This is a genomic window from Zhongshania sp., assembly GCF_041623545.1.
In the GTDB taxonomy this organism is placed as follows: domain Bacteria; phylum Pseudomonadota; class Gammaproteobacteria; order Pseudomonadales; family Spongiibacteraceae; genus Spongiibacter.
In genome coordinates this window covers 1-5,404 of sequence record NZ_JBFJWS010000222.1, presented here as the reverse complement: position 1 = coordinate 5,404, position 5,404 = coordinate 1, and the positions used below count along the sequence as shown (strand labels likewise).

Genomic DNA, 5,404 nt, shown 5'->3' with positions numbered 1-5,404 from the left:
AGCTGATCCACTATATGTTTGAGGATAAAGGGTAGGCCTACGCTGGCGACCTTGGCGGCCACGAGGCAGAGTAGCGCGAGACCGATGCGTGCTCGAAAGGCCAATAAGTAGGGGATCAGCTCCTTCAGTGTTTTCCAATTTACATCTTGGTTGGGATTGAAATTAGTGCCATGGCGCATAAAGAACTTCTTTTATAAGACGGTTGGTGACGGCCTAGTGAATTACGTCGTCGGGGAAGCGGTGGGGCTCTAGTTCAAAACCTTCGATGTGATTGCCGAGGGTTACCACTTGGCCCTTATAGCGTTCATGGCCGGTCGCGGTAAATTCAAAAATATAGCGTCGCCAAAGTTTAATTTGGCCGTCGGCGTCGCGTTTACACCACAGGGCGCGGAGCGCGACATTGCCGTCTAATAACTGCAGCTGCTGCTCTTTTAAATGTTTTCGGGTGGCGCGCAGCGCGAGTTCACGGGTGCCTTGAGCTCGCCAGAAATAGGCGAGTACACCGAGGAAAATAAAGAGCGCTGTGAGGTCGCCGAGGTCAAACATGACGGCAGCCAGAGTGCGGTTTGGCCATTAAAAAATCCATGCAATGAGCAGCCAGAGCACGAGAAAAAAGCCAAAAAAACCGCTGAGCATAAATTGCAGTTCGCCTAATAAGCCGTCGCCAGCGGCTACAGCAAAAATAACCAGCGTCACGACGGTGGTAAAAAAGGCCACCACGGCGGCATCCTTTAAGCCCATGCCTGCGCTAAAATGCTGGTCTATAAAGCTTCCCAGCAACGGCAGAAATAGCATTAGCGCGACAAGGAGTAGCGCAAGGATCACAATTGATGCCACGGCAATCTTGAGGGCGTCGCGATTGTCGCCTGGCAATTTATCGCTCATGCTGGATGTCCTTAAGCCTGTGCAGCCTTGACTAACTCGCGAAATACTTCAGGCCGGGGCATGCCCTCGGCTTGAATTTCTGCGTTGTCACCGGCGGTATATATAGCCACGGTGCCGACTTTAAATAGGCGGTTAAAAAAAGACTGGTTGATCTTCACCGTGCGAATGCCGCTTACGGACAGTTCGGTGCGCTCTTTGCTGAGCAGGCCTTTCTCCAAAACCACTTCATTTCCGTTAATTTCTAACTTGGTGGATTTACAGCGTAAATACCAGACCATCAAAATTAGAATGCCAATGGCGGCGGGAATGAGAATCACTGCAAGGATGAATCCTAAGGGCTTGTTACGAAACATGGCGGGGTGTTCAGCGTATTGACTTGTCACCGTTGGGCTCTCTCTTTGGTAAGGGCGTGAAAAAGATGTATGCCTTATTCTACACGGAATGCTTTGGCGGTGTGCTAATGACCGCATCGCCGTAGCGACGGTTAAATTCTGGTGGCATCCGTCGAGGCTTGCCGTTACTCATGCGAATGCATACCAATTGCCAGCTGGCTCGGAGCAGTGTTTTGCTGTCGATTTTGCGTACTAATTGGAATTGGCGTTCCATAACTAGCTTGCCGTCACTGGCGGTAAGCCACGTGCCCATCACGCATTCCTCGCCAGCATAGGCTGATAAAATATAGTCGTAGTCTGCTCGGCGAATCACCATCGCGGCATCAAGCTCGCGATAATCGTCAAGATTTAACCCTAGTGCGAGTGAGTGGCTCCAGCCTGCACGCTGACACCAGTCGACATAAACCGCATTGTTGACGTGGCCAATGCCGTCTATATGGCTACGGTCAACGCTAAAGTCTAATGTGAATGGCGTGGGCTTGTCCCAGTATGGGGTTTGCGACATCGGAAGCTTGCCTCGGATAAAACCCCTATTATTCCTGAGTCGATAGCAAAGGGCGATTTTTAGTTTTACGCCGCTTGCAGGGCAGGGAGCTTACTTGGATTAGTTATATTGCAATTTGCGATCGAGTTCTCATTTTGTGTAGGCCTTTCTCGGTTTTCCCTTACTTAAATCAATTTTTGTATTTGCTCTACTTCTTCGTGCACGCTCAGACGCTGAAATAATTAAAAAACTCTGCTCAAGGGCCGGGTGATCTGACGTGTTTTTAAAATGGATCTCACCATTTTATTCAGGCTAATTAACGGAGTATTTAGTATGAAGTATTTTCTTTCAGGCAAAACACTGCTTGCGTTGACCTTTGGTGCTAGCTTGGCATTGACGGCGTGTGGCGGCGGTGGAAAGTCTGGCAAGACAGCGGCGCCAGCGGGGGAGCAGCCTGTAACATCAAGCTATTCGGAGGTTGATGGCCCCCTTGATGCCGTGCAGCAACCGCTATCCGAACAGCTAATTACCCAACTCGCTGGCGCCGCTGCAGGTACGCCTCTGGAGGGAGCCATAAGCTGTGTGGGTGGCTTTGTCGTTACGGATGTTTTGGATATTCTCGATTCCGTGCTCGTTCAAGTGAGCCCTGCGAGTTTGCAAGACCCCGCGGCGTTGTTGGCGAACTCCGGTGCGGGGCTGCAGGCTTCCGTTACAGAGCTGGCAACAGATCTTCCCGCTGCGTTGGCATCATTAACGGGGGCTAGTTGCACCAATGGCGGTGCAGAGGGCAGTGGAAGTAATCCCTTGGCAGGTACGCCATTGGCGCCATTGGGCGACGCTTTGGCCCCGGTTATTGCCGCTACAAATGGTGGTGGCAGCGGTGAAGCGCCGTCCGCAGCTATTTTGATGCAGCAACTGAGTACGGCATTTAGTGAGGGTTTAGCGACAGTTATTGCCCAGGATCCAACGGGCCAAGTGGTGGATGCCCCCATCTTAGGTGGTATCTTAATAACCTTGGATAAGGCCTTCAGTGATTTGGCGTTAACGGCTGGGGCACTGGAGTCGATGAATCCAGACGCGACAGCGGCGGCGGTAAGTTCGACCTTGAACAATGTGCTGAATAATCTTTTGCTCGAAGTTGTACCCATTACCTTTGTTGAAGAGCAAGCTGGCCAAGGGCCTGTCATTAGTAGTCAGGTGGAAGCGGCCGTTGCCACATTAACTGGCCTGCTTGGTGGTGATTTGAGCGGATTGACTGCAGGGGACTTCGCTGCGTTATTTAGTGCCGGTGGTACTGAATTACTTGCGCCCTTGAACGATACAGTGCTCGCCGATTTGCAGGCCAGTATCACCAATGCGCTAGCCAGCGGTGTTAGCAGCGGTACAACGGGCACACCTCTGGATGCAGTGTTGGATCAATTGGCACCTATTCAAGCGGCGTTGTCAGCGCAAGGCGGCAGCGGTTTGACTGGTACGCCACTGGATTTGCTGTTGGGTCCGGTGGCTTCCGCATTGGCGGACGGCGGCGCTTGCCCGCTAGCCACAACGCCGCTGAGTGCGAGCTGCGCTTTGATCAGCGATTTGCAAGCCGCGTTAACGTTAAACCCCAGTGCAGATCCCTTGATCGTTTTGCAGGGTTTGGTGGGCAGCTTACTCGGTCAACTCAAGCTTTGACTTAGCTCGCAATGACGATGTTAAGCGGCCTTCGGGCCGCTTTTTAGTTTAAGTGGGTAAAGAGGCGGGCGGCTTCTTCGACTGCAATCCCATGGCGTCGCGCTAGGGCCTGCTGATCGCGGTCATAGCCACCACCAATCACTGTTGCAACGGCAATACCTCGCTCGACACACGTTTCCAATACCAGTCGATCTCTTTCGCGGATACCAGCGGTACTTATGTTCAGCAGGCCCAAGGGGTCGTGCTCGTATATATCAACCCCGGCGTCGTAGAGCACAAGGTCGGGTTTTGACAATAGCAATGCTTGCTCGAGGGCGGCGCTGAGCAGCTCTAAATACGCCTGGTCACTAGATCCCGCCGCCACATTGATATCTAGGTCACTGCGGGCTTTGCGGGCGGGGAAGTTTTTGTCGCAGTGCACTGAGCAGGTAAAGGCTGACGTATCGTTTTGTAAAATATTCGCAGTGCCATCGCCTTGATGAACGTCGCAGTCAAAAATGAGAATGCGTTGGACTTTGCCTTGCGCCAATAGAGTGCGCGCAGTTACCGCAAGGTCATTAAAGATGCAAAACCCTGAGGCAAAATCATAGTGGGCATGATGCGTGCCGCCAGCAAGATGGCAGGCCATACCGTATTTTAAGGCCAGCTGCGCAGTGAGTAAGGTACCGTTGGGTGAAATTAAGCTGCGCTGGCGTAAACCCTCGCTCCAAGGCAAGCCCATTCGGCGCATCGCCTTGGGGCTGAGCTGGTTTTCGCAGAAGTCATTAATGTAGTTCCGGCAATGGGCTAGCGCTAACACCTCGCTGCGGACCCGCCCAGGCCGAAAAACGTTACTTTCGGCGGCAATGCCGATTTCACGTAAGTGATTAAATAGTAAAGAAAATTTTTCCATCGGGAAGCGGTGCCGACTATCGAAGGGGTAGCTGTAAAGCGGGTTGCTGACGAGGGGAATGAGTGAACGCAAAAGTGGCTTACCTTGATAATTGCATATGGTTTACGCGGTGAAATAGGATTCTGGACCCACACTTAATAATGAATTTTGCTAGTCTGTGTAATAGCTTGAATTACGGCACAATTTGCATCCAATGCGAACTAATAACATAATCCGTCCAGCTGTATTGACTTGGGCATGAATTGTGCCCGCAAACATAATCGTTCGGCAGGACTGTTAGCGCTTCATTTACGGGGCCGATAACAGTGATTTTGGTATCCTGAAACCACGAGAAATTGAATGCGCGAGCACTACGGAATTACAATAACAAGCTATAGCGGCGCCAAGCACTATACCGTAACGCAATTGATGCGCCGTTTTATGGCGGGTATTGGCATATTTTTAGCTACCTGTTTTTTAGGTGGCTTTTTGGCAATTTACTTTCTTTCCTATAAGCTCGATAGCTTAAACGGCGAGGTTCTCGAGTTACAAGCCTACCAAGCCCTTGTTAAGGAAAAGAATGAGAGCTTATTGCATCAGCAAAAGCTACTGCAAGCCACGGTGGAAGAAAAGGTCGCCGCCCTGTCGGTGATGAGCGATGAGCTGGGCACCATTGAAACCATGATTGGTTTAAATCCAGAGCCTGAAACAGCACTTTATCAACGCTTAGATACCGCCAGTCAAACTGCGTCTGAAAAGCGCTTTATGCTCAGCACCATCCCCAGCGGCTACCCCCTTGCCGATGCACATGTTACCAGCCGATTTGGTATGCGCAACCACCCAGTACTCGGGCGTATGGCGCTGCACGGCGGTGCGGATTTGCGCGCGAGTATTGGTACGCCAGTTTATGCCACGGCCGACGGTGTGGTGGAGTGGGCGGGTATGAACAACAATGGTTTTGGGCGGATGGTTAAGTTGAATCATAATTTTGGCTTTACTACCCTATATGGTCATCTCAACAAAACAGCGGTAAGTCTCGGTGACTATGTTAGGCAGGGCGATTTATTGGGATATAGCGGTAACACAGGGATGTCCAGT

The 5,404-nt window shown here is 51.4% G+C and carries 7 protein-coding genes; 2 read left to right on the top strand and 5 right to left on the bottom strand.

Annotation, left to right across the window (positions count from 1 at the left end):
- Window positions 1-213: 213 nt before the first annotated feature.
- From ABYT30_RS15010 to ABYT30_RS14995, 4 genes are read right to left on the bottom strand one after another with little or no spacing between them, the layout of a single operon-like run.
- The gene (locus tag ABYT30_RS15010) at window positions 214-546 is read right to left on the bottom strand and encodes a DUF3301 domain-containing protein (protein WP_373080114.1); all 333 of its coding nucleotides are present in this window, start codon (window positions 544-546) and stop codon (window positions 214-216) included.
- 27 nt (window positions 547-573) lie between these two features.
- Window positions 574-885, bottom strand: a complete 312-nt coding sequence (locus ABYT30_RS15005) for a hypothetical protein (protein WP_373080117.1) — start codon at window positions 883-885, stop codon at window positions 574-576.
- A gap of 11 nt (window positions 886-896) precedes the next feature.
- Window positions 897-1,268, bottom strand: coding sequence for a PH domain-containing protein (locus ABYT30_RS15000; protein ID WP_373080120.1), 372 nt, complete (start codon window positions 1,266-1,268; stop codon window positions 897-899).
- 49 nt (window positions 1,269-1,317) lie between these two features.
- Window positions 1,318-1,782 (bottom strand): acyl-CoA thioesterase, encoded by a 465-nt coding sequence (locus tag ABYT30_RS14995; protein ID WP_373080123.1) that lies wholly within the window; start codon window positions 1,780-1,782, stop codon window positions 1,318-1,320.
- 312 nt (window positions 1,783-2,094) lie between these two features.
- Here ABYT30_RS14995 and ABYT30_RS14990 point away from each other — a divergent pair, with 312 nt between their 5' ends.
- Complete coding sequence (locus ABYT30_RS14990) at window positions 2,095-3,435, top strand: hypothetical protein (RefSeq protein WP_373097337.1); 1,341 nt, start codon at window positions 2,095-2,097, stop codon at window positions 3,433-3,435.
- Window positions 3,436-3,478: 43 nt separating this feature from the next.
- Here the strand turns inward: ABYT30_RS14990 and ABYT30_RS14985 are convergent, their stop codons facing one another.
- The gene (locus ABYT30_RS14985) at window positions 3,479-4,399 is read right to left on the bottom strand and encodes a histone deacetylase (protein WP_373097336.1); all 921 of its coding nucleotides are present in this window, start codon (window positions 4,397-4,399) and stop codon (window positions 3,479-3,481) included.
- A gap of 267 nt (window positions 4,400-4,666) precedes the next feature.
- Between ABYT30_RS14985 and ABYT30_RS14980 the strand changes: the two genes are divergently transcribed.
- Window positions 4,667-5,404 (top strand): peptidoglycan DD-metalloendopeptidase family protein (locus ABYT30_RS14980; RefSeq protein ID WP_373097335.1); only part of this gene is annotated, 738 nt, incomplete at its 3' end.